14 protein-coding genes are annotated in these 21,010 nt (G+C 65.5%); 7 read left to right on the top strand and 7 right to left on the bottom strand.

The genetic code is table 11. The annotated features are described in order from the left end of the window. The 3 genes from AAF184_17950 to AAF184_17940 all read left to right on the top strand — a co-directional run. A partial coding sequence (locus tag AAF184_17950) for a hypothetical protein (GenBank protein MEO0424227.1) occupies positions 1 to 313 on the top strand: 313 nt, incomplete at its 5' end. Positions 314 to 754: 441 nt separating this feature from the next. Further along, positions 755 to 3,052: a hypothetical protein gene (locus AAF184_17945; protein ID MEO0424226.1), complete on the top strand. Its 2,298-nt coding sequence runs from the start codon at positions 755 to 757 to the stop codon at positions 3,050 to 3,052. A 71-nt stretch (positions 3,053 to 3,123) separates the two neighbouring features. Next, positions 3,124 to 7,497, top strand: coding sequence for a discoidin domain-containing protein (locus tag AAF184_17940; protein ID MEO0424225.1), 4,374 nt, complete (start codon positions 3,124 to 3,126; stop codon positions 7,495 to 7,497). 16 nt (positions 7,498 to 7,513) lie between these two features. Here the strand turns inward: AAF184_17940 and AAF184_17935 are convergent, their stop codons facing one another. The 5 genes from AAF184_17935 to AAF184_17915 all read right to left on the bottom strand — a co-directional run bounded on the left by AAF184_17935 (position 7,514) and on the right by AAF184_17915 (position 12,688). Beyond that, positions 7,514 to 8,464, bottom strand: a complete 951-nt coding sequence (locus AAF184_17935; GenBank protein MEO0424224.1) for a hypothetical protein — start codon at positions 8,462 to 8,464, stop codon at positions 7,514 to 7,516. Then, positions 8,451 to 9,515 carry a hypothetical protein gene (locus tag AAF184_17930; protein MEO0424223.1) on the bottom strand — a complete coding sequence of 355 codons (1,065 nt, stop codon included), beginning with the start codon at positions 9,513 to 9,515 and terminating at the stop codon, positions 8,451 to 8,453. Before AAF184_17930 ends, AAF184_17935 begins: the two co-directional genes overlap by 14 nt. Positions 9,516 to 9,575: 60 nt before the next feature. Further along, a complete protein-coding gene (locus AAF184_17925) occupies positions 9,576 to 10,319 on the bottom strand; it encodes a hypothetical protein (protein MEO0424222.1) in 744 nt (247 codons plus the stop codon). An 18-nt stretch (positions 10,320 to 10,337) separates the two neighbouring features. Further along, positions 10,338 to 11,063 carry a hypothetical protein gene (locus tag AAF184_17920; GenBank protein ID MEO0424221.1) on the bottom strand — a complete coding sequence of 242 codons (726 nt, stop codon included), beginning with the start codon at positions 11,061 to 11,063 and terminating at the stop codon, positions 10,338 to 10,340. 83 nt (positions 11,064 to 11,146) lie between these two features. Then, positions 11,147 to 12,688 (bottom strand): LytTR family DNA-binding domain-containing protein, encoded by a 1,542-nt coding sequence (locus tag AAF184_17915; GenBank protein ID MEO0424220.1) that lies wholly within the window; start codon positions 12,686 to 12,688, stop codon positions 11,147 to 11,149. A 138-nt stretch (positions 12,689 to 12,826) separates the two neighbouring features. Between AAF184_17915 and AAF184_17910 the strand changes: the two genes are divergently transcribed. Beyond that, on the top strand, positions 12,827 to 14,347 hold the full coding sequence (locus tag AAF184_17910) for a serine hydrolase domain-containing protein (GenBank protein ID MEO0424219.1): 1,521 nt from the start codon (positions 12,827 to 12,829) through the stop codon (positions 14,345 to 14,347). Positions 14,348 to 14,459: 112 nt separating this feature from the next. Here the strand turns inward: AAF184_17910 and AAF184_17905 are convergent, their stop codons facing one another. Further along, entirely contained in the window at positions 14,460 to 15,338 is an 879-nt protein-coding gene (locus AAF184_17905; protein ID MEO0424218.1) for a hypothetical protein, read from the bottom strand. 497 nt (positions 15,339 to 15,835) lie between these two features. Here AAF184_17905 and AAF184_17900 point away from each other — a divergent pair, with 497 nt between their 5' ends. The 3 genes from AAF184_17900 (at position 15,836) to AAF184_17890 (ending at position 19,465) form a co-directional block, all read left to right on the top strand. Next, positions 15,836 to 17,170: a diguanylate cyclase gene (locus tag AAF184_17900; GenBank protein ID MEO0424217.1), complete on the top strand. Its 1,335-nt coding sequence runs from the start codon at positions 15,836 to 15,838 to the stop codon at positions 17,168 to 17,170. 142 nt (positions 17,171 to 17,312) lie between these two features. Beyond that, a complete protein-coding gene (locus AAF184_17895) occupies positions 17,313 to 18,257 on the top strand; it encodes a sulfotransferase (GenBank protein ID MEO0424216.1) in 945 nt (314 codons plus the stop codon). A 134-nt stretch (positions 18,258 to 18,391) separates the two neighbouring features. Continuing rightward, positions 18,392 to 19,465: a S41 family peptidase gene (locus AAF184_17890; GenBank protein MEO0424215.1), complete on the top strand. Its 1,074-nt coding sequence runs from the start codon at positions 18,392 to 18,394 to the stop codon at positions 19,463 to 19,465. A gap of 27 nt (positions 19,466 to 19,492) precedes the next feature. On the opposite strand, the gene AAF184_17885 is transcribed toward AAF184_17890, so the two are convergent. Next, a complete protein-coding gene (locus tag AAF184_17885; protein MEO0424214.1) occupies positions 19,493 to 20,554 on the bottom strand; it encodes a hypothetical protein in 1,062 nt (353 codons plus the stop codon). Positions 20,555 to 21,010: the final 456 nt, after the last annotated feature.

Below are 21,010 nucleotides of genomic sequence, written 5' to 3'. Positions count from 1 at the left end.
TGCCATGTCCATGCCCTACGCCAAAGGCTTTGGCTGGGCCGCCGAGCTCAACCTCGAGGATTGCTACCGAAAGCTGCTCGAGCACGAACGCGGCGTGGGCTATCCCAAGGAGCGTGCGGCCATCATGGCGAAGAACCGCGGAATTCTCGCTGAGGTGAAGGCCGCTTCGACGCACGACATGCTGACGGTCCTGAAGAACGTGGATCAGGGACTGCTAAAGGAGACAATCGCCGGCGAGAAGTTCTCCGAGCTGTTCTTTGCGAACGCCCAGGATGCCCAGATCGTCGACTACTTGAAGTCCGTCCTGCGGTAATCATTTGGGGCTCTGAACGACCTCACGAATGCCGTGGGATGTGGGTGGCGGTGGTCGGATGAACCTCAAGTGTTGTTGGAGGTTCCGATCCCGCCAACAGCGCCGCCTCCTAAGCTAATGCCACCGCCAGCTGTGACCGGCAAACGCTACCGGAGTGCTCGGTTTCCCATCGGAATCACGCAGCCGTCAGTGATGGGATACCGGTCCAACTCGCAGCGCAGCATTGGAGTGGCGATCCCGGTTGTGTGGTCGATGCTCGACGCCCGCAGGCTGGGTTGCCAGAATACGTAGCCGAAATAACAACAGGTCGGGCGTGCTGCGGCAGGACCACGGATTCAAGCAACAGCTCCCTTGGCGCGGGTCTTGGCGGCCGCGCATTCGAGCTACGTCTGATACGGCCCTCCCGGCAAGTTCGCTACGAGCACCGCGAAGGGATCCCGCATGAAAATCCTCCTGATGATGATGCTCACGTCGCTGGGGGCCGTCGCACTGGCGGCGCCCGCTGCGCTTACCACCGAAGACCTGCGAGGTCCCGACGCTGAGGCCACGTTTGCCAAGGTCGCGGATAGTCTGGTCTTCGCGCCCTACGCGGGAATACTGCGTGGCGGGGACGGGGCGGTCGCCAGTGGCAGGGGCAACAGTCTGGATCAGTCAGTCACCCTGGCCATGTCTATCGCGCCCCAAGTGGCCGCCTACCGCTTTGCCCGTGGTCGCCTCGACGACGCACAGGCCCGGACGCTGCTGAGCACGACGCTGCGCGGTGCTGTTCCCCCAGACGTCTTTCCGGCGGACGCCTTCGACCTCTACGAACCTTCGGCGGATGCCACCCGCCTCGCCCTTGCCCGCGACCACTACTGGCTGGAGGTGAAGCTCGTCGATGACGGAGACTGGCTCGCCTTGGATCCCACCTTTCCGGGCGCGCAGTTTGGTCGGGCGGTTACGGCAGCGACCTCACACCTCTCAGCTCCACCACGCCAGCTGATGCACCAGCTCTCCGTCACGCTCATGCAGGAAACCGGCGCGGGGGTGCGCAAGCTCGGTGGCGTCGGCGGTGCGGTGGCGCAACTCGCCCTGTCGCCGATCAGCGTGGAGATGATGGCAGCGCCCGCCACCAGGCAGATCGCGAGCGAGTCGAGCGATGGCGGCGCCACGCTGTCTGGTTTGGGGGGAGGTTTTGCAGGGGCGCTGGGCGGACAGCCGAAACCGAAGCAGGAACCCTCAGCGGATACCGACGCCGACGACAATGTGGCCCCCATCACCGGCCTGCAGGTGGACTACCGCTTCCACTTCGCGGGCAAGGACGTGGCGGTGCCGACGCATCAGGTCGACAACGACGATCCCGCCACGCACGTCAAGCGTGTATGGATCGCCTTCGACATCACCAGGCCAGACCAGACGGATCGTCGCTACGAGCGAGTGGTGTACGAAGCTGTCGAAGATGCTGAGCCGATGGACGCTGCTGGTCATCGCCGATACAGCGCCCTGGTGACCTCCGGTGCCGTCAGTGACGCGCGCTTCGCGAAGGCGTGGGAGGACGCCGAAGGTCGTCTGACGCCAGAGGAGTGGGCGGCCGCGACGCAGTCGCTGACGACCGGTGAGGTAGATGACGAGCGTGTCGATGAGGCGCGCGCTCTGGAGGCGCAGATCAGCGTGGCGACGGGGCATCTGGCGGCGCTCAGCTTCGCCCACCAATCCGACCGCTTCAGCACGGCGCTCGCGCGCCGTGCCGGCGTTCAGATCGTTCACCGCCAGCCGCGCCTGCTGCTGGTCTCCGTGGAATCCACCCAACCCGATGCCACCCGCATCCGCAGCGAGGTCAACATCGATCTTCGCTTGGACGAGGTCGATGCCATTCCGCTAGAGGGTGCTCCGACGGGCGCTGCCCGCCTCTTTCAGCGCGCCCGAGGGTTGCAGGAGTCTACCCTGGAGGGCGCGATGCTGACCCAGCTCACGGGCAGCGAAGAACCGGTGGTCACGACCGTGGCCCTGATGGAAGCCGCCCGCGCGCAGGGCATCGAGGTGCTCTTGGCCACGCCGGCAGTACGCAGCGCCGTCGATGAGGCCCCATCGCTCGCTGCAGCGGATCGTCGGCGTATGCACGCTGCCCTGGACGCGGGCTATCACCTTGCCCTCCCTGCGCGTGGCGTTGCCATCGCAGGGGGCAGCCGCTACGGCTGGTGGCAGACCGATCCGGTCACCGGCTCCATGATCGGCGTGATGCAAGGCGGCGAGCATCAGGCCATGGTGGAGAAGACGACGCTGGAAACCAGCGATATCGTCTCGCCTCAGCAAGCGTACCTACTCGGTATGTTCACTGCGTCCATCGGCAGTCAGACGTTGATCGCCGCGGAACTGCTGAAGTCTCGCGGGTATACGCAAGCATTGCGCGAGCGCGTGAAAGCCAAACTCGAGTACTTCGCGTGCGCCATGTGTCCGGAGGTCGGCGCGGAGATCTCCATCTCTGCGTCCATCGGCGGAGGCGGTCACCCGTGCTACCAGTTCGAGGAGATCAAGGTGGAGGTGTCGCGCGGTAAGAAGGCATCGCCGCCGTGGTGCCCCTATTACAAGAAGGGCTTTGCCTGCGCGGCGAGTTTGCTCCTGGGCAACCTGCAGGAGGACTTCGAGTCGCCGGGCGCCGACATCGATGGTGGCATCGATGTGCCCAACCCGCTCACCCAGTGCGAGGAAGGGGGTGGTGGCGGCAACAGCGGCGGCGGAAGCGGGGGAGCGGGTCACTGATGGGGCGGCGCGCGACTTGCGGACACGTCGCCACGTGCCTGGGTGGTGGACGGCGGTGCTTTCTCGCCGTTTTGCTGGCTACCTTCAGCATCTCCGCCGGTGCCCAGAAGGCCGATATCTTCGGCGACGACGCCGTCTTCGTTATCGAAGCCACCTCCATTGAGGCGGTGGATACGCAGTCCCTCCCGGTGGAGGCGCGCAAGCAGGTGGAGCGCCTGCGGGCTCCCCCCGTGGTGCCGCAGATGGCACCGCTGGTGCTGCCGGCGGCTGACTACAGCGCCGCGGGGCAGGAGGCTGAGCCCAACGAGAAGGCGGAGCAGGGCACCCCCATGCCGAGCTCCCTCGCCGTCACCGGCGAGATCGCCCGCGGCGACACGGACTTCTACACCTTCACCATCGAGGGCGACGAGGGCGCAGCCGATGCTGCGCAGCTGTGGGCCATCGAAGCGCAGGGCGAGAGCATCAAGCAGATCGGCTACCTGAGCGGCGGGCGCAGCAAGTTCATTCAAAGTCGCGTGCAGGGCTCGGCACCCGAGGATGCGAATCGCTTCGTGCTCTCCAACCTACTGCTGTATCCCGGCCAACACCACATCTGGGTAAATGGCAAGGGGGAGTCGCCAGCGAGCTACCGCCTGCGTGCCGTAGCCCTGGGGCCCCCGGACCCTGCGATGGAGATCGAACCGAACGACGATGATAGTCGGGCACAGGCGCTGGAGTTCGGCTCGGTGCGCGGCGGCTATCTGTTCACGCCCCTCGAGCAAGACCTCTACTACTTCACCTTGCTGCGCGAGGCCATCGTCGATCTGCGCTTCGAACCGCCCCCGGACGTTGACGCCAGCCTCACGGTGAGCCTGGGCGGTGGCCAGCAAGCGGTAAAGACGACCATCAAGGCAGGGCAGGCACCCTTCCAACAGCTGCGTCGGCTCTCCCCAGGGACCTATACGGTGCGCTTGAAAGCGGGCAACGTCGGCAGCGCTGAGCCTTACCGCTTGCTGTTGAGCCATCCGGATCTCAACGCCCTGCCGGTGGACCTCGAACCGAACGACACCCCCGATCAAGCGGTGCCCCTGGCGCCCGATCACCGCATCGTCGGAACACCCACCGCCCGCGGTGAGCAGGACTACTACCTGCTACCTCAGCTTGCGCCCGGCACCCAGATCACCGTGCAGGCGCCAGGCGAGGTCGACTACGGCGAGCGTCGCCGTCTCGTCGTCATCGCCGCCGATGGCCCGAGCAACGCACCGAGCCTGCTCACCTTCGACGAGGGCGCGGGTGCCTGGACCGGTGCAGTCCCTGTCGATGCCGACGCCGACGCCGCTACGCGCTACGTGCTGCGCGTTCAGGCCTGGGAGACGCCCTACGACTACCAAGCGTCCTTCTCGCCAGGCCCTGCGCCGGAGACGAGTGGCCGTCCGTCGATCGAGATCGATGCACCCACCGCACCGCTGGCCGTGGCCGCCTACCTCGACGAGGTGCAGCGATTGAGGGTGCCGATCACCGTCATCAGCACGGGTAGCGATTCGCAGACCCTCTCAGTGCTGGCGCAGGCGAGCGATCCGCGCTGGCGTGTGCAACAGTCGCAGGCGTCGTTGACCCTCGCGCCGGGCGAGCGTCAGACCCTTGTGCTGGGTATCACTGTGCCTGCAGATGCTGGTGACCTGCGTCCGGTTCGCCTCGATGCTGTGTTTCGCGGCTCCGGCGGTTCTGCGGCGGTTTCCTTCGATGTCGCAGCGATCTGCGGCGTAGCCCCGGTCGACGCGTCGCCCGCATGGCCGATTCCAGACGAGCTGCTCGGCGGCATCAACGTGGCCGCAAGCCAGTTCGGTGGGGTGCCCGTCGACGGCACTCGTAGCGTCGCGTCGCTGTTCGATCTGCGAACGCCGTACGTCAAGACCTGGAGCCCTCGCCTCGGCGACGCGCAGGTTACCGTGGACCTGGCCGGTGATGCGCCGGTGCAGGTGCGCGGGATCGCGCTCAATCCACGCACAAGCATCGGTGCCAATGCGCGCCCGCGCCGCTTCCGCGTCGCCACATCCACTGACGGCATCACCTTCGAATCACGTTTGGTGGCGGAACTGCACGCCGTCGGTGAGGAGCAGGCCTTCGCCTTCGACGCACCGGTGGCGGCGACCCACGTGCGCCTCACCATCGAGGATACGCAGCAGGGCGAGGCGCGTAGCACGGCCCTGGGTGAGTTCAAGGTCATCGCCGAGCCGGCGACGCGCCCTCTTGGCGACGGGGCCGTCTTCAACCTCGCCGATCCGGACTTGGGCGGGGTGGTCGTCTGGAGTGATCCGGTGGCCGGACGGCGGCCGAACACGATGCTGAGCGAGGGCAAGCCGGACACGAGTCGGCGCAAGCTGGACGTGACGCGACCGAATCGCTGGGTGGTCGGCTTCCATCACGGCCGCGCCGCACAGATTACTCACCTCGAATGGGTGCAACCGCCCGAGCAGGCCAACACTCGCCGCATGAGCGAAGTGCGGGTGGCCGTGGCGGATCACCCCGTCGGTCCCTGGACGCCGCTCGGTGCCTGGACCCTGGACACGACCGCGGAGGCTACCTCGCGTCTCGAACTCCCAGAGCCCACCTGGGCGCGCTTCGTACAGTTCACGCACACCGAGGCTCAGGATGCGCGGGAGTGGTGGCGCGACGCCGAGACCCTGCGCATCTTCGAGCGGCCCGCGGGCGATGGCTACCGCAGCATCCTGGGCGAATGGGGGCACTATGCGACCCCGGCCATCCAGGAATACCATGCGCCGGCACCGGTAGCGCCTGAGACGGCCTCCACGACTCCCGTCGCCGGCAACGGCAGCGCCGAGACCGCACGAGAGCTGGTCCTGGGAGAGGTGGTCACTGGCATCGTGCGGGTCGCGCAGGAGGAGGACTGGTACACGCTGCGCATCCCACCACAGGACAATCGCCTAACGTTGGATTTGAGCAGCTTAGACGCGTTGCGGGTGCGTCCAACTCTCCTCGACCAGAGCGGCGCAGCAGTTCCGCTGGAGCGAAAACGTGATCGGACGGGGCGGCCGTTGTTCGAAGCGCAGGTCACCCCAGGGGCCCAGTATCGCCTCCATCTGGTGGAACCACCGCGCTCCGTCGTGTTCGTTTGGGATAACAGCGCTAGCGTGGCGCCGTACATCCCGCAGATCTATCGTGCCCTGGCCCGCTTCTCCGAAGGCCTCACGCCTGGTCGCGAGGAGGGCAACCTGCTCGCCTTGGGGGCTGGGGCTCCGCTGCTCACCGACTGGGCGAAGCACCCTTTCGAACTGCAGCAGTTCCTCACCAACTACGACCGCAACCACTCCTCCAGTGACTCAGAGGGGGGTATGACCAACGCTGCCAAGGCCCTTGCAGGGCGCGACGGCACGCGCGCGGTGGTGCACATCGCAGACGGCATCTCCAGCCGCGGCGCGCAACCGGCCGCCCTGTGGCGCGCCTTCGCCGACGCGCCGATACGGGTGTTCCCGCTGGAGTTGCAAGGTGGCGGCAGCAGGCCCTACCAGCAGGACGTGATGCAGAGCTGGGCCGCGGTGGATAACGGCTTCTACGACTACTTCGGCACCGCGGACGATCTGGAACGCGGCTTCGCCCGCGCGGCCTGCCTCATTCGACGACCCGCCGATTACCGTCTCGTCGCTGCCACCCGCCATGAGGCACCGCCGGAGCCGGGCTCCCTCGCGGTGCTGCTGGACGATGCGGTACCCCTGAACGCGGTCGAGATCATCCTCGACGCTTCGGGATCGATGTGGGCGCAGATCGACGGCAAGGCGCGCATCACCATCGCCCACGACGTCCTTGCCGAGTTGGTTGGCAACACGATTCCTCCAGGCACGCCGCTGGCGGTGCGTATCTTCGGCCATCGCGAGGCGCGTTCCTGCCGCACTGACCTGGAGGTGCCGCTCAAGCCGTTGGTGCCTGCCAGTGTGGTCGAGCGTATCCGAGCGGCGAAGCCTAAGGATCGGTCGAAGACGCCACTCGCCGCATCCCTCGATGCGGTGGCGAGCGACCTGGCGGGTGCGGACGGCGCCAAGGTGGTGGTGTTGCTCACGGACGGTAAGGAGACCTGTGACGGCGATCCCCCGGCCAGCATCGAGGCGTTGCAGGAGGCAGGGCTGGACGTGCGGGTGAACATCGTCGGGTTCGCTATCGATGACGCGGGGCTCGAGACCCAGTTCGAGCGCTGGGCCACGCTTGGCGGCGGCCGCTACTTCCACGCTGACAGCGAAGCGGATCTCACCGATGTCATGCAGCAGGCGCTGCGGCCGAAGTTTCAGGTGCTGGATGCATCCGCCGACGTCGTTGCGGAGGGCACAGCAGGAGGGGCAGGGGTGCCTCTGCCGGCCGGTACCTACAGCGTGCGATTGTTGACCTCGCCAGCGAGGCAAGTGGACGAGGTGGTCATTGCGCCCGGCCAGCGCCGGCAGTTGACGATTGAGTGAGGGTACGCGCCCGAAGCTAACGAACGATACCGATAGGAGCGCCGTCCTCGTCGAGGTGCACGCGAATGGATTGCGCGTCGCCGCCGGCGATGACGATCGTGCGCCCATCCACGTTCCACCATTCGGCCTCGCGCAGAAAGGCATCGAGACCGCTGGTAGGGGAGTTGTCGGGGGTCATTATCATCAGGCGCTTGCTCTCACGCAGGCAAAGCGCGAGGCCATGATCCGTGCCATTCACCTCATCGACGAGGGCCGCGAGGTCCGGCCGTGCGTCACCGTCGAGATCGGGCTCCAGCCAGGCCCGTTGTCGATAGCCCTCGCGAGGCATTCGACCTGAGAGCAGCCAGTCTCGACTCAGGCCACACTCCTCGAAGGCCAGCACCACCCAGCTCGGAAAGTTGACGAGATCATCTTGCGGGTGTGGGTAGTGAGAGGTGTCGGGTTCGCGCGGGCCCAGGTTCCAGTGAACGCAGCCGCGGAACTCGAGGGCGTCTCGTCGATGCGGCGCTTCGTCCGCGAAGCGACTGTCCTCGATGATCAGCCAGCCCCTCCCCTGTAGTCCTGGTGTAGGTTCCACCGTGGCAACGTTGGAAGACTCGCCCTGCGGTGCCTGCGGTACTTGCAGCTCCGGGTTCAAGGCCGGGTCCATCACGTCAGGCCCGAAGGCGAAGGCACGGCTCGGGGCACTCTCACCGCGCCTCGGCGCAATGCCGCTGGCGACGGGGCGCGTGGGTATCTTCCGGTCGTCGGGTCCAAGCATCTGTACCTGCCAGCCAGATGCGTCGGGAACTAACGAGAAGCTCAGGTCATCGGTAACTGTTTGTAGGAACGTCTCTGACCCGGACACGTGGCCATTGAGAGGCGCGGCGTCGTTGAGCCAGTCTCCCTGGCAGGGCGGGTCCGCGAGGGCATCTGACTCGGCGAGGGCGAGCGATGCGGCGCAGATCAGCGCCTTAAGGTTCGACATAGCGGTACAGCTGATGAGCTCCCAGAGCGCCATCGTGCCAATAGACCGCGATGGCCTCCTTCTCGATGCGCTCGAGGATCAGCAGATCACCATCCGCCTCGGGTAGGTCGAAACCGACCAGGCTGCGCGGCAGATCGTCGCTCGACTGGATCCAGTGCCAGGCCTCTACCTGATTCGTGTAGCCGGGGTGCAGATCGCCCGGTGTCGACTCCGTGCCGATGAGGTGGAGCCAAGTGCCGGCGCGACAAAGCGCGATTGCGCGTTGACCCGTCGCCTTCTCGCGAACCTGCGCAGCTTCGTCGATGCTGCCATCGCCGTCGAAATCACCGCCAAGGGTACGCGGAGCGTAGGCAGCGTCGAGCTCGTAGCGGCTCAGGTCGAGTCCACACGCACCGAAGGTCTCCAGATCCACCGGCGTGTAGGCGAGGCTCTCTCGATCGCGGATCTGTTCCACTTCTTCAGGGGGGCGCGGCCAGCGCAGGCAGGCTTCGAACTGCACGTAGTTCATGACCGCTCGCTCGCCGGGCACGGGGTTGCGCAGACCGTAGTCCGTGATCTTCAGCAGGCCGAGGCCATCGTTGGGGCCGAGTTCGAGCGATCCACCGGAGGGTTTGAGGCCGGCCGTCCCGGCGAGCCCCGGTGAGATGACGAAGGCACGCGTTTCCTGAGGTGCGTTGACAGAGCCTTCGTTCGGGCCCGTGTTGTCTGCGTTTCGAAAATGCCAGCCGAACAAATCCCGCGGGTTCGGAGTACCGCGTAAGGGAGGTGTCAGCTGTGTGAGATCTACGGCACCTCCAGGCACGCCATCATAGAGGCGTACCTGCCAGCCCTCCTCGGCGCGCTCCAAGGCGAACACCCAGCCGTTGTCCAGCGATTGATAGAAGCTGTTCTCTCCGCTGACGACTGGGCGCAAGTTGTTGGCGCCGGGCTGCGTGATCTCGACGGCGTAGCGCTCGGCGGTGGGGACGCACTCCTGTGCTCGTGTGATGGCACATGCGGTGAGGATGACGATGGCAAAGAGGTAACGTGCGATTCGCCGAGCGACGTTCATGTGGATCCGTTCCTCGTGAGGGCGACGTGCATTGTGGCAGGCCTCCTGCGAGAGGCACACCTACTGGAGGCACCGACCGCCTCGGCGCAGGGCTTGCTTGGCGGCCTCGAGCGGCGCGGCAAGCGCTGGCGTCGCGGCGAGGCAGGCGGCGCTGATGCTCAGCTGTCCTGTCGTGTTGGGAGGACGGCCTTCCTGGATGCGGAAGCTCAGGGTTTGCAGGACCGGGCCCGGGTGGGCAGCGCAGGGCTGGGGTGTGCGTAGGAGTACACCCTCGACGCTGCGCAGCGATTCGAGCAAGCGAACGGCCTGCTCTCCGGCGAGTGTACGACGACAGGGAGGCGCGCCTGAGCGAGTCTGAACGGTCTCGCGACTGATCCAGTCGGCTGTGAACCGATCGAAGGGTTTGCCGTTCGACAGCGTCAGGTCAAGCTCGAAGACCGGCAGTCTTTCGTAGGCCTCGGCCAGCGCTTCGGAGGACTTACTGGCGCTGTCCATGATCGATAGGGCCAGCGCCACGGCGATGACGGCACCGCCGAGGCCGGCCAGTACGCTAGCCGGTACGAGGGCGCGCCACGGCATTAGGACGGTGAGCACCACGCCTATCGCGAGGCCGCCGAGGGCAGCGAGAAACCCGTAGCCGACGACGATACCGGGGCCAGCGAGGCCGCTACCCTCGGGGACGCAGCAGCGGCCGGCGATGAACATGCCCGCAAGACCTGCGAGCAACGCTAGCCCTAGCGCCAGCACGGCGCCAAGGGCGATACGTTGCACCGCTGGCCGGGTGGGGGGCTGAACATCAGTCACGGCGACCCGCTTCCAACGCTACTGGTTGCGCGCGTTGCTGATCTCGCGCACCGGGAACTCGTTCAGAAACGGCGGCAAGCCTGCCGTGGCGGCCTCGCGCGTTTTCATCTCACGGCTCGAGACTTTCAGCATCGAACCGTCGGCCAGGAAGATCGTCACGGCGCCGCGTTCGTCCATCATGGCGTCGAGGCCGTCGACCCGCATTGCGCCGCCGCTCGCGGCCATGCCCATGCGGGCGAGCCCGGCCATGCCGCCGAGGCCACCGCTTCCGGCGCTGCCGATCAGCTCGACCCGGATGGTGCCGTCGCCACCCTTGTAGGTCGCCGTGGTGTTGGCGATGCCCATCGCCCGTTCCTGGCGGAAGTCAGTGCGGTCGTAGCTAGCAACCTTCTTCGGGAATAGCGCTTCGAGGGCGCCTTCTGCTTCCTGCTCCAAGGCCGTCACGCAAAGGCGAGCCTGTTCCAAGGCCTTGTTGATGTCGTTGGCACTCAGAGCGCCCTCGATCTCCTTGCAGCTGCCTTTTAGATCGGTACCAAACTCCACCTGCGCTGAGGCGAGCTGAGTGCTCAGCAACAGGCCAGCCGCGACGACGAGAGAAAACCGGTGAGTCATGCGTCCGCTTCCTTTGTTGTGTATTCGCCGACGGTAGTGACCAGCAGCCGACCGCCAGTGGAGCTGGATGGTATCGTCAACGCTTCTCTGAAGCGACAGTAGACTCGCGATTTTCATGCTGCCCCACAGCATGGTTGGAGCGTTGGTAGGCACAGCGTCACGGGCAATCGAGCGAGCTGAGTGTGAGCGCCGAGCGGGTCGGTTGCGGCCGAACGCTAGGCTTCCAGCGAGCGTCCTGCCGCTACGGTCGGCGTCAGCTCTCGCCGCACGCGCGGCATGATGCGCCGACTCACCGGTACCCGTTCACCACCGCGCATGTGCAACGCGCCCGTGCCGGACTTGTGCCGGGTCAGATCTCGTATGCAGCGCGTGTTGACGATGCTGGAGCGATGCACGCGCAAGAAGTGCTCTGGGAGCAACGCCTCGAGCGTCGTCAGGGACGAGGTGTACAGCAGCGTGCGTCCATCCGTGAGGTGCAGTCCCACGTAGTCGCCGGCGCTACAGCACCATTCGATCTCGTCCGCTTGCACGCGGTGCACCGTGCCCCCGTCCTTCACCTCGATGACCACCGGCGCGGCGGGTTGCAGTTGGTCGAGGGCGGCTTCCAGGCGTCGTCGAGCGGTTTCCGCCTGCTGGAAGCCGTATAGCGCGGCGTTGTGAGAGGCGGCCTGTTGGCAGAACAAGCACACCAGGACGAGCGCCAGCGTCAGGTAGTAGTACTGATCGAGGAAGTCGCCGGGGTCGAACAGGATCACGCTGACGAACGCCGTGAAGTTCAGGGTGTAGGCGAGGGCGCCCAGGCGGCTCGCGGTGGCGGCCGCAGCGCTCACCAGCATCGCCGCCAGGCTCGGAATCAGAATCCCCCAGCCGGCCTTGTTCTCGAACCCCGGGATGGCGAGTAAGCCCCCAAGCGCGAGCACCGTGGTGGTCGCCAGCCATCGCCTCGCGTGCGAATGCTCGAAGCGCTGGAGGGTGTGGAGGAGCAGCGCGACACCCACGCCGAAGGAGAAGCCGCTGACCAACAGCAGGCGTAGGTCGTGCAGTGGGTAGGGGTAGGCCCAGACCCCGCGGCTCACCTCCGCCAGCAGCTGCCCGCAGGCGAACACCGAAGCGACGCAGAGCGTGAGCGACAGGGTGCGGTTGATCGCGAAGCGTGCGCTCGCGCCGAAGTAGATGGCGCTCACCACGAACACCCCGAAGGTGAGCAGGGAAATCCAGTAGTCGCCTCCACCGTGGTAGGGGGGCGCCCGATAGTGTCCCAACCTCGCCACCAGCAGCGGCTGCTTGCTGGGCCACCAACCGTGGTGAAACGACGCACGGATCGCGACGGTATTGGCGTCGCTCAGCTTGAGGTGGTGCCACGGGACGAAGAAGGTGGCGTCCAGGGCGCCGGGCCGCTCGGTCGCGGCGTCGCCACCCGGTGTCCCGTTGCGTCCTACCGGGTGCCCGTTGACGAACACCTCGCTGGCCGCCTTGGCGTTCCAGAGAAACCCCACCGGTCGGTCCGAGGAGGTGTGTGGCGGCAGGGTGAACTCCCCGATCAGCCACACCAGGCGTCGGTGCAGCTGCAGTTGGTCCACGCGAGAGACGTCGCAGCCTTCGTACGGCGCGATCGGTGGTACGGCGTCTGCCATCTGGGCGGGACACACGACGACCTGGCGATCGGAGAACGCGAGGAACGCCGACGTTGGTGAGTGTTGCGGCCAGAAGGTCGCCACGAGCCCGGTGAGGACGATCAGCAGAATGAGCCAGCGCATGGGCTCAGCCTACTGCAGCATCGCCTCTGGCGTCCGCCGTTCGCCGGTCATCACGGCGCCGCTCGCGGATTCGCTCTGTCGCGGCGCGAGCGCTTCTGCACACTGCCCGGCACCGATCAACCATAGTGGCTAGCTCATATGACCCTACGACACGCCTGCATCTTGGCTCTGCTGTTCTTCTTGCCGGCTACCGGCGCCGCCGGCGCGACGACGCCTGACGAGTCGGTGGGCGACAACAGTGACGAGCGCATCGCGCAACGCCTGGAGCGGGCCATCGATCCGGTCGTAGCCGAGGTCATGGCGGAAGAACATCTGCCCGGCGCCGCGGTGGTGGTCGTGCGCGAGGGCCGCACCGAGGTGGCGCGCGGGTACGGGCTGGCCGATGTGGCAGAGCACACGGCGGTGGACCCTCACCGCACGCTCTTTCGCATCGGCTCGGTGTCCAAGGCGCTGACGGCCCTCGCGATCACGCGCCTGGCGGACCTCGGCAAGGTGAGCCTCGAGGGCAACGTGGCGGACTACTACGCGGGCTTCGAGGACGTGCCCAACACCAGCGGCTCACGCGCGCCGGTGAGGCTCTGGCATCTCCTCACCCACACCGGTGGGTTCGATCAGGTGGGGATCGCCCGCCATGTCTGGCAGCTCGACAGGCCCTTGGCCGAGCGCAAGGCGTTGCGACCAAGCCTCAGGGAGTTTCTGCAGCGCGGGAACCTGCGCCGCGTCTCCGCGCCCGGGGAGCACTTCCGCTACGACACCTACGGCATCACCTTGACCGGCGTGGTGATCGAGGACGTGACGGGCCAGCCGTACGCAGATGCGATGCAGTCCGTGCTCTTCGCGCCGGTGGGGATGACGCGCACGTTCGTCGAGGTGCCGCCCGAGTTCATGGCGGATCTGGCCACCGGGTATGGCTACGATGATGGGAAGTACACACCGGCCCCCTACGAGGTGTACGTGACGACGCCCGCATCCTCCATCGACTCGACCCCCGCCGACATGGGGCGTCTCCTGGAGGTACTCACAGGTGACGGCAGTGACGCTCTGAGCCGTCGCGCGGTGCTGGCGGTGTTGGCGCCCCAATACCGGCCACACCAAGGTTTTCCTGGTATCACCCACGGGCTGTTCGAGAATCTCACGGCTCACGACCGCCACCCCACTCGAAGCATCGGTCATGGCGGCTCGATGCTCGGGTACCACACGAGCTTGACGCTGATTCCATCGCTTCGCGCGGGGGTGTTCGTCGTCACCAACCGAGACCCGGAGGCGGGCGGCGGCCCGATCAGCATCCATGGGCGGGTGTTGGAGGCGGTCCTCGATGTGTTGCACGCGCCAGCATCGCTGCCCACCTGGGAAGTGCCGGGGCCTGGTGAGCAGGCGAACCTGGCGCCTTTCGCGGGTGGCTACGCGTACGGCGTCTTCTGCCATACGTGCACGGCACAAGAGTACGAGCGTGGTGGCTGGCGGCGAGGGCCGTTGCAGGAGGTGCGCGTCGAGGCCGGCGCGCTCATCATCGGCGAGCGCTCATACTACGCCGCAGCCGAGCCCGGCATGTTCGTCCGTAGCGATGGGCGACAGCGGGTGTACTTCAAGCGTGACGCCTCTGGCCAGGTATCGAGCTTCTCTTACGACACGTCGCCTGATGTGTTCGAGCGGCAATGACGGGAGGTCCGCGAAGCTTGCGGTCCGATAAGTGCGTTGGCGGTCGCCACCTAGCCACAACGCCGTGCGCTGGGGTAAGTGAGTACGAGATCGATCGCCTGTAGCGAGGGGTTCACTCCTCGGGGCGATCGATGCTGAACAACAGGGTGAAGGAGGCGCGTTCCAACACGTTGAGGCGCCCGATGAACAGCACGTCATCGACCCGGCGAGTCCACACACTTCCTGCAGCCACCCCACCCCGGTACGTCGTGTCGCGCTGCCAGCCCTGTTGGATGAGCTGCGGTTCGAAATAGTCGACGAGTTCGTCCATGTTGGTGGTCGCGTTCGGTGCGGTGCGAGCGCGCATGGTGTAGCCGTCACCGCCGCCGCTCGAGCCGCGGCCGATCACCGGCACGCCTTCGGGCAATGCCAGGCGCGGCAGCATACGAATGTAGCTGCGAGAGTTCTGGCTTCGGACGCTCTGCCCTGCTTGCTCCAGCATCTGTTGGTCACAGGTGAGCTCATTCGTGGATTTGGAGCTGCTCAGCAGGACGTACACGCGCCCCTCGCGCTCTTGGCCCATCAGATGCAGTCGCGTGTCTATCTCATCTCGGCAGTAGGTGGCTCCCTGGCTGGGCACCGGGCTGGCGTCGCGGTGATCGACGAAGCCAAAGCCTCGGTGCTCGCGGCTCTCGGGAAGAAGACGCCAGCCATTGCTTTGCACCGTCTCGCCCATGGCGAGGAAGGCTTGCTCCAGCGATTGCTCCGAGCGCCAGGCAAGCGTGATGCTCCGATGGTGATGGGTGTTCTCGCGGCCGCCCACGTAGTCGAACTCATCCGGAACGCCTGGCATTGGTGGATACTCGCTGGGGACTTCGCGGAACAGGCGAAAGTGAGGCAGGAAGGCCTCCGCCATATCGGCGTCTACGCAGCAAGTGTCGGCGCCGGCGGGTGAGGCAGACATGAGCGAGGTGGCAAACAGCGCAAGTAGCCACGGGTGACGTGTTGGCATCTCATCCCCCAGGAAGGCAGGTGACTCCGAGTACATACCTACACCTGCCGACTGAGAATGTACAGCGCGCACCCATCGTTGACCTAGGAAGATCGATCGCTTCTTCGCGCTGAGCGATTCCCGCTTTCGGCGGAAGGCCTTTTGGCCTGAGATCAGGAGCAGCACCGGTCTCGCTCTCGGTGTTGCTGAGCACCACACGATTGACGAGCCGGTGGGCGGTGGCTATTTCGCCCACCACGTTATGGTCGATCGGGCTGCCTATTTCTCAACTTCTGATGCGAGTCGCGAACTCGTCGCCCGATCTCTGACGCTGTTCAAGGTGTTTCGGCGCCGTAGGCGTCACTCTCCCGCAGGAAAGCAGAAGAAATGGCAGTCCTTTGAGGCGCGTTCACGGTAGCGTTAATCAGGGCTACGCCGGTTCGATAGTCAGTGAGATGTGCTGTCCGCACTACTTCAGACGGTCACCGGCACACCGGGAGTGCAAGGTGGCAGGTCGAGTGGAACCTATAAACCTCCACGATCAAGCGTGGACCGACGACGATGGGGGCTTGCAGCAGGCTCTCGGCAGCATCTTCGCCATCGTCAGCTTCTCCCCCGGCGGCACCGTACTCGCCTACAACGACACCTTTGCCAGCGTCATGGGTCTCGATGGCGACGAAGCGATAGGCAGGCACCACGCGGGCTTCTGCCTGCCTGGGTTTTCCCAATCGCCGGAGTACCAGCAGATGTGGGCGTCGCTGGCGGCCGGCGAGCCGCGTAGCGGCGTGGTGCAGCGGCTCTGCGCCACGGGCAGCGAGGTGTGGCTGCGCGCCGTGTACGCGCCAGTGCGCGATGCCGAAGGCAAGGTCATCAAGGTGGTTAAGTATGCAATCGATGTAACCGCGGAGCAGAACCAGCTGACCCAGGCGCGACAAGAGTCGCACGCGGTGAGCGAGCGGTTCGCCGTGATCTGCTTCAGTCCTGAGGGGGTCATCCAGACCTACAACGATAACTACGCTGCCGCCACGGGTTACGCGCCCGGCGAACTCATCGGCCAGCATCACCGCGTGTTCTGCCCCGAGGAGTTCGTGGACTCGCCGGAGTATGAGCAGTGGTGGGCCAGGCTGGCGAGCGGTGAGTCGCTGCAGGGCGAGTACCTTCGCAAGACCAAGCGAGGCGACGAGCTGTGGATCCGAGCGGTCTACGCACCGGTGCGCGATCGCAATGGCAGGGTCGTGAGGGTCATCAAGTACGCCACCGACATCACCGCCGAAAAGCAGGCGACGCGCCAGCTTCAGGCCGCGCTCTACGAAGTGCGTGAGCTCTCGCTGAAGGACGCCCTGACGGGGCTTGCCAACCGGCGTCACTTCGAAGAGCGCTTTGCCGAAGTGTGGTCGAGTGCGATTCGCCACAACGACCCGGTCGGCCTGGTGATGGTGGATGTCGATCACTTCAAGCAGCTCAACGACGCTGCCGGCCACCAGGAGGGCGATCGCTATCTCATCTCGGTGGCCCATGCGCTGCAGGCCAGCGTGCGCCAGGAAGACCTCGCGGCGCGCTATGGGGGCGAAGAGTTCGCCGTCCTGCTCACGGGGCCGAGCGACGCCGACATGTGGCGAATCGCCCATCGTCTGCATTGCTGCGTGCGCGAGCTGGCGTTGCCCCATCCGGGCTTGGCGTCCGGGCGCTCGGTGACGGTGAGCGCGGGGGTGGCGATCGCGGATCCGATCGAGGGCGATAAGCCTGAGTCGCTCCTGCGCATCGCTGACGACGCCCTGTACCAGGCCAAGGCGCAGGGGCGCGATCGCACTGTGGTCGGCCAGCGTTCGGGCAGGCTCGCCGTCGCATCCTGACGTGCGTACCTGGAGAAGCCGTCTGCGGGGCGCCGGTGAGCGCTGCGGTTGGTCCCGACGCGCTTCGCCGTAGCGGGCTGCTTGCGATCCTCACGAGGCTGGGCCAACCTCGGCCCACCACTCGCCGTTCGGCTCACGTCGCATGACCGATCCGTTGATTCATATCGGCTACCACAAGACGGCCACCAGCCTGCTCCAGGGCAAACTGTTCGCGAACAGGGAGCTTGGCTTCCACCTCCCATCGGTGGGGCGTAAGGGTATCCAGCAAGCCTTCGTCGCCCGCCACGCGTTGGACCCATCGCCTGATGAGCTCATCGAGGCATTGCACGCCGAACATGCTGAGGCCGAGGAGCGGGGCGGCACCCTGGTGTTGTCGCACGAGCGCCTCTCCGGCTATCCCGCCTCCGGCGGTTTCGATCAAGTGATGATCGCGCGTCGTCTACAGCGGGCGTTCCCCGACGGCAAGGTGGTGGTGGTGATCCGCGAGCAGAGACAGATGCTCTTTTCGATGTATCTGCAGACCATCACCGACGGCAGCCCCTTGTCCCTGCGCCGATTCCTGAGTCGGACCGAACCCGACTTGATGCGCAAGCCAGCGTTCGATTTCAGCTACCTCGCGTACGACCGCTTGATCACCCTGTATCGGGAGCTGTTCGGTGCGGAGCGCGTTCACGTCGTGGCCTTCGAGGCCTTCTCGGCGCAGCCAGACAAACATGCGCGCGCACTGCTCGAGTACGCCCTGGGGCCGGAGAAAGCGGTGAGGTATAGCGACGGGTCGCTCTCGAGGTCGGTCAATCGCGCCAGGCCGCTCGCCTTCCAAGCCCTGCGCCGTAGGCTGAACCTCCTCATCCGCAACCAGCTCAACGATGCGGGGTTGCTGCCCCTCAACAACCGCCACATCGAACTCACGTTGCGTCGCCTCATGCCGATCTTTGAGCCGCTGCGCCCCTTCGATTCGGTGCTGAAGCGGCGGCTGGAGTCCCGTATCGCGCGCGCGTGCGACGGGCGCTACGCCGCTTCCAACATCCAAACCGCGCAGATGACGGGAATCGATCTGGCAGCGCTCGGTTACGACGTGAGCGAATAGATTCGGTAACTCAGCGGATCCGAGTGCTGGGGTTGCAGATCCACGTGCCGCCGTTGGCCAGGTTTTCGTTCGTCAGTCCCCGCACCTTGGGTAGACTCCAGGGCCCTTTGCCATACACGGAAGATCTTGGGCCCATGAGGAGTGCGCTACCAATTACCCTGGTGCTGGGGCTGTTGTCCTTGCCGACGCTTGCGCAGGTGCCCTTCTCGAGCGACGAGAAGGCCGCAGTGATCGAAAATATTCAGCTGCTGATCGCCTCAGACTACGTGTTCCCTGATCAGGTCGACCGGGTCAATGCGGCTTTGGACGCACGCCTTGTCGAGGGTCGTTACGATGACGTCTCCACCCGAGATGCGTTCGCTGAAGCGTTGACGGAAGACCTCGTGGCGATCACCACCGACAAGCACTACAAGGTGGGCTACAGGCCCGAGTTGGTGGCGTCGCGTCGGGCCGCGGAGGAGGGGCGCGCATCCCCTGAGGACGTCGCTGAAGCGGACCAGGCGGACACGATCGACTGGAACCTGTGGTACGCCAGGCAGGAGAACTTCGGCTTCAAGCGCATCGAGGTGCTGGAGGGCAACGTCGGGTACATCCAGCTCACGTTCTTCCATCCCTTCGACTGGATGCGGTCGACGATCGATGCCGCGATGACCTTCGTCGCCGACACGGACGCGTTAATCATCGACCTCCGCGCCAACGGCGGCGGCTACAGCCCCTCCGACACTTACCTCGGAAGCTACTTCCTCGATCCCGACCCTGTGCTGTGGTCCACCAGCTACACCCGCCCCACGGACGAGCGCGAATCCGTCTACACGTTCGGGGAAGTCGGAGCGCCGCGCTACCGCAACCGCCCCGTCATCCTCCTGGTGAGCGCGGAGACCTTTTCGCTCGGCGAGAAATTCGCCTACACGATGAAGCACTTCGACCAGGCGGAGATCATCGGGCAGGTCACCGCCGGCGCCGCCAACGGGATCAGCTTTCGCCTGGTGGATGACAACTTCGTGATTCAAATCCCTGCGCAGCAGTCGGTCAATCCCGTGACCGAGACGAATTGGGAAGGCATCGGGGTGCAGCCGGATATCGAAACCGCCCCCGAAGAGGCCTTGGCAAGGGCCCACCTTCTCGCCCTCGATCAGCTCATCGCAACCGCCAAGTACGATCGTGCCAAGGCGAGGTATCAGGAGATCAAGGCGACGATCGGCCACTGACTGACGGGCAGTGGCCGCGTGAACGCCTCAAGTGTCTGTGCGAGCCCCTTTGCGCCGACGCGCGATCAAGGGGATGAGTCCACTGGCGAAGAGCAGCGCGCCCGCCGGAATGGGCACCGCGGACGGGTGGAACTGCGCGTCGTTCACCTGCGTCCATCCGAAGGTCATGTCGACGCTCTGCCCAGCGTCCAGGGTCAAACCGAAGATATAGCTTAGGAAGACGTCAAAGCTCGCTTCGGCAAAGCCGCCGTCATCCGTGGCCGTGGCGCCCACGGTGAACTGCAGCCCCAAGATGCCGTCGTCCGTGTCGAAGATGCCGTAGGTGACCGTCGCGCCTTCGCCGATCTCATCGCTCGAAATCACCGGGCCTCGGCCGTCGTCGTAGGTCAGCTGGTCGCTCGACAGCCCCGAGAACAGCACCGAGAGGGTGGCGCTGGTGCGGGCGATGCCGTCTTCTCCAGCAACGCGGGAGAGCACGTAGCCGTCGAGTTCACCGCTGACGTCGAAGCTGAGTTCCCGCCCGGTGGTGTTCTCGAAGGTGGTGGTGCGAGCGATGCCGTAGGCGGAGTAAGCCTCTGCCGCGACTGGGGTCGATGTGATCCTCACCTGCGCTAGACCTGAGCGATCCACCTCGTCCTCGCCCAACGCGAAGAACACCACATCGCTGCCCTGATCCTGCACGCTGGTGATGGAGATGTCCCACTGGGCATCCGAGAACTCCGTCGGATCGGTGCGGTTGGTGCGCAGCTGTCGTTGGGAGAGGAAGGGGATCGGTGGCTCGCAACTCGAACAACCAATCTGCACGAACTCGTCGTCCACCGCCAAGACGGCCTCGGGGTCATCGATCGAGCCGCTGATCCCTAAGGGATCGAAGGTCGGTCCTCCCGTCTGCGAGGTGATCCCGTCGGGCACCGCCCCGCCATTGACGGTGATCCGGTGCGATACATCCGTGAAGCTCACGACTTCCACCGACGCCGCGGACGCTGCGTGGCACATTGCTACGAGGAGAAGGGTGGCTGCCCCGGCCAGGGGCCGGCTACTTCTCCCGGGAAGGGCATAAACGGCCGTCGCCGCCTTTGGTGAGTTCATGATCATCTCCTCTTCGCGCTGTTCTTTTTCGAAGGTGCAGGTGGCCAATCCTGGCCCCTACCTCCTTTACGCAAAGCGCCCGGAGACCCCGACATGGGTGGGTGAGATTTTTGAACTCGAGGCTCGAGTCGGCCTGTGGACCTCGGTCGAGGGCGGGCATTAGGCGCCGAGGATGCGGCGAGAGTGAGAGGGTGCTAGAGGGGGGCGCGGCCGCTAGGCCGGCCCCCGTGGTGCGGTGAGGGGGCGTTACAACGTGCCCTGTTGCCCCAGCCAGCGGTTCAGGTCGTCCAGGAATCGGCTGTCGTCCTCGGGTCGGAACGAGGCCATCTCCTGCATCGTGTAGCAGTCACGGCCGAGATTTTAAACGGTTGACGGCGGACGGTCGACGGCGGACGGTCAGCCAGATTCAATTTTCTGTGCAAGTAATTTATTGCGAAAACGTAACGCGGACTTCTC

The organism is Pseudomonadota bacterium (assembly GCA_039815145.1).
Classification (GTDB): Bacteria; Pseudomonadota; Gammaproteobacteria; order Steroidobacterales; family JBCBZW01; genus JBCBZW01.
The sequence above is the reverse complement of the archived record's forward strand: the minus strand, read 5'-3'. Positions and strand labels throughout refer to the sequence as shown.

Coding starts and splice junctions, on each gene's coding strand:
- AAF184_17920 (MEO0424221.1), bottom strand. CDS start 11,063: ATGCTGTGGGGCAGCATGAAAATCGCGAGTCTACTGTCGCTTCAGAGA.
- AAF184_17915 (MEO0424220.1), bottom strand. CDS start 12,688: ATGCGCTGGCTCATTCTGCTGATCGTCCTCACCGGGCTCGTGGCGACC.
- AAF184_17930 (MEO0424223.1), bottom strand. CDS start 9,515: ATGAACGTCGCTCGGCGAATCGCACGTTACCTCTTTGCCATCGTCATC.
- AAF184_17910 (MEO0424219.1), top strand. CDS start 12,827: ATGACCCTACGACACGCCTGCATCTTGGCTCTGCTGTTCTTCTTGCCG.
- AAF184_17895 (MEO0424216.1), top strand. CDS start 17,313: ATGACCGATCCGTTGATTCATATCGGCTACCACAAGACGGCCACCAGC.
- AAF184_17945 (MEO0424226.1), top strand. CDS start 755: ATGAAAATCCTCCTGATGATGATGCTCACGTCGCTGGGGGCCGTCGCA.
- AAF184_17905 (MEO0424218.1), bottom strand. CDS start 15,338: ATGCCAACACGTCACCCGTGGCTACTTGCGCTGTTTGCCACCTCGCTC.
- AAF184_17935 (MEO0424224.1), bottom strand. CDS start 8,464: ATGTCGAACCTTAAGGCGCTGATCTGCGCCGCATCGCTCGCCCTCGCC.
- AAF184_17885 (MEO0424214.1), bottom strand. CDS start 20,554: ATGAACTCACCAAAGGCGGCGACGGCCGTTTATGCCCTTCCCGGGAGA.
- AAF184_17890 (MEO0424215.1), top strand. CDS start 18,392: ATGAGGAGTGCGCTACCAATTACCCTGGTGCTGGGGCTGTTGTCCTTG.